We start from the raw sequence: 3,106 nt of genomic DNA on the forward strand, positions 1-3,106 counted from the left end.
TCAGCCCCTCCGGCGTTTGAGGAGATCCGAACGAAGTTCGGATGCGGGGTCCGGGGCGGAGCCCCGGTTTCGGGAAGGGGCGGGTAGGGGAAATCAGCCCGCCGCAGGCGCCCGCCACCTCAACCGCAAACGCCCCGCAGAGCCATCCCTACGGCCGCATCCGTAATCGCCGACGGATCCTCCGCCGCCCCGAGCTCAATGCGCCGCACCGCCGCATCCACCACACCTTGCAACAGCATCGCCGCCATCCGCGGCTGCTCATGCCCGAGCGCACCCAGCGCCTCGACGATCATCGCCACCAGCCCACCGTGCGCAGCCCGGATCTTCTCCCGCGCCCCGGCGTCGAGCTCGCTGGACGAGATGGCGACCACGGCGCGGTGCCGCTGATCCCCCACCAGCGCGAGCTGAGAGCGCACATACGCCTCGACCTTGCCCTCGGGCGTCGAGGCCGCCTCCATCGCCGACTCGACCTCGGCGGCCCACACCGGGAAGTCGACCTCGCACAGCTCCTCGACGACCGCGGCGCGCGAACGGAAGTACTCGTAGACCGACGACCTGGCCAGGCCAGTCCGCTCGGCGAGCGCGGGGAAGGTCAGCGCCTCCGTACCGCCCTCGGACAGCAAAGAGCGCGCGGCGTCGAGAAGAGCGCCACGCTGCATCGACCGGTGCTCGGCCACAGAGGCCGCTCGAATCCTTGGCACGGTTTCCACTCTACGGAGCCACACCACTCCCTGGGGAGCGCACACGTCCCCTGCACGCCCCCACCGCATCCGTGAGCACCGGTGCGGACGGCCGGCCACGGGTCCGCACCACCCGGCCCGGCACGGTCCGCACCACACGGCACAGCAAGGCTCGGCCCGGCAGTACCGATTCAGCGACCGAAGCTCGCCAGCTTCGCGCGCAGCTGCAGCACCGACTTCGTATGGATCTGGCTGACCCGGCTCTCCGTGACACCCAGCACATTGCCGATCTCCGCGAGCGTCAGACCCTCGTAGTAGTAGAGCGTGACGACGGTCTTCTCGCGCTCGGGCAGCGTGTTGATCGACCGCGCGAGCAGCCGCCGCAGCTCGCGGTCCTCGGCGACCTCGACCGGATTGTCGGCCGCGGTGTCCTCGAGCGTGTCCATCAGGCTGAGACGGTCGCCTTCGCCGCCCACGTGCAGCAGCTCCTCGAGCGCCACCACGTTCGCGAGCGACAACTGGCTGAAGACCGCGTGCAGTTCCTCGACGGCGATGCCCATCTCGGCCGCCACCTCGGTCTCCGACGGCGTACGCCGCAGCTGCGCCTCCAGCGTGGTGTAGGCGCGCTCGACATTGCGCGCCTTCTGCCGCACCGAGCGCGGAATCCAGTCCAGCGCCCGGAGTTCATCGATCATCGCGCCCCGGATCCGCGTGATCGCATACGTCTCGAACTTGATCTCGCGCTCGATGTCGAACTTCTCGATCGCGTCGATCAGACCGAATACCCCGGAGGATACGAAGTCCGCCTGCTCCACATTGGGCGGCAGCCCGACGCTCACCCGGCCCGCGACGTACTTCACCAAGGGTGAGTAGTGCAGGATCAACTGCTCGCGCAGCCTTCCGTCGCCCGTTGTCTTGTACGACCGCCACAGCTCGTCGAGCGACGCGGGTGCGGGTGGCCGCACGCTGCCGCGGGCGGCCGGGGGGACTGCCGCGCGGTCAGACCCGGAGGTGTGCTGGGGCATTCGTCGCCTTGTTGCCGTTCTGTGGAGCCGTGAAGTGAAGCCGAGTTGGCCTTGTCGAAGTCGGAAGTCTTGTGAGCGTAGCGTGACTGGAGTGTCGCAGTGTGCGAAGGGCGGGGGATCACCCTTGCTCGTATGGGCTCGAATACGCGTCGCCCGCTGACGTTCACGGCGCCGTCCGCGATCGCCCGAAAGGCCCGAATCCCAGGATCCGCCTAGGTCACGGCCGATCCACCGGACGGCTCAACCTCCCGCGTCAACCCTCCTTCCGTACGGCACAGACCGGGTTGACGGCCTGGCGTGTCAACTGCCAGCCCTCGCCGTGTCGTTCGACGAACCCCAGGGACTGCAGCTCGTACAGCCTGCCGACCGCCGCGTCCACACCGGTCTGCGCGCTGCGCGCGATGTCCTTGGCCGTGGCGGTTCCGCGCGCGGGCAAGGCCTCGAGAACCTTGGCCGCGAGCGGTGCGAGCAGATCGCGCGCCACGACCGGACCACGTCGTTCGGGAGCCAGCTCGCCCATCTCTCCGACCAGTTCGACGATGTCGGCGGCGTCCGCGACCAGCATGCCCTCGCCGCGCAGCAGTTGGTGCACCCCGGCGGAGAGCCCGCTGGTCGCCGGTCCCGGTACGCCCATGATGTGCCGGCCGAGCCGCTGGGCACGCCGCACGGTCACCAGGGCCCCGCTGCGCAGCGCGGCCTCGACGACGACGGTGCCCCTGGTCAGCGCGGCGATGACGCGGTTGCGCTGGATGAACCGGTAGCGCGTCGGGTGCGAGCCGGGCGACAACTCGCTGAGCAGGAGGCCCTGTTCGGCGATCCGGGCGAAGAGCTGCTTGTGGCCTGCCGGATACACGTGGTCCACCCCGCAGGCGAGCACGGCGACCGTGGCACCGCCCTCGCACAGCGCACCGCGATGCGCGGCTCCGTCGATCCCGAACGCACCCCCCGACACCACGACCCACCCGCGCTCGGCAAGCCCCGCCCCCAGCGTCTGGGCCATGTGCGCACCGTAGGGCGTACAGGCCCGTGACCCGACGACGGCGACCGACCGCAGTGCCCATATCCGCAGCGAGGACTGCCCCTTGATCCAGAGTCCGATCGGCCTCGAGTCCCCCAAGTCGTCCAGTTGCACCGGCCATTCGGCATCCCCGGGCACCACGAACCGCGCCCCGGAGGCCGTCGCCGCTTGCAGATCCCGCTCGGGCCGCGCGGCGAGCAGCCGTTCCCTGAGCCCCGCGAGCCGTGCCGGTTTCACCCCACCGAGCGTCTCGTCCCCGGCCGCGATCCGCTCGACGGTCCCCCTGGCGCCGTACGCACGCAGCCACCGCCCAGCACTCTCGTCCCCCGGTTCGAAGGTCCGAGCCAGGACCACACGAGCCAACCGCTCCCCCTCACGCACCC

General features: G+C 70.2%; 3 protein-coding genes. All 3 read right to left on the reverse strand.

Annotation, left to right across the window (positions count from 1 at the left end):
* Positions 1–119: 119 nt before the first annotated feature.
* Complete coding sequence (locus tag G6045_RS40015) at positions 120–677, reverse strand: TetR/AcrR family transcriptional regulator (RefSeq protein WP_165337163.1); 558 nt, start codon at positions 675–677, stop codon at positions 120–122.
* 194 nt (positions 678–871) lie between these two features.
* Positions 872–1,705: an RNA polymerase sigma factor WhiG gene (gene whiG / locus G6045_RS40020; RefSeq protein ID WP_165337161.1), complete on the reverse strand. Its 834-nt coding sequence runs from the start codon at positions 1,703–1,705 to the stop codon at positions 872–874.
* Between the two features lie 253 nt (positions 1,706–1,958).
* Positions 1,959–3,104, reverse strand: coding sequence for a DNA-processing protein DprA (dprA, locus tag G6045_RS40025; protein WP_165337162.1), 1,146 nt, complete (start codon positions 3,102–3,104; stop codon positions 1,959–1,961).
* Between the last annotated feature and the right edge of the window lie 2 nt (positions 3,105–3,106).

Origin of the sequence: Streptomyces mesophilus, from assembly GCF_011044995.1 — a bacterium.
GTDB lineage: Bacteria > Actinomycetota > Actinomycetes > Streptomycetales > Streptomycetaceae > Streptomyces > Streptomyces mesophilus.

Excerpts from the sequence above, each read along its gene's own strand:
- whiG (WP_165337161.1), bottom strand. The coding sequence starts at position 1,705 with ATGCCCCAGCACACCTCCGGGTCTGACCGCGCGGCAGTCCCCCCGGCC.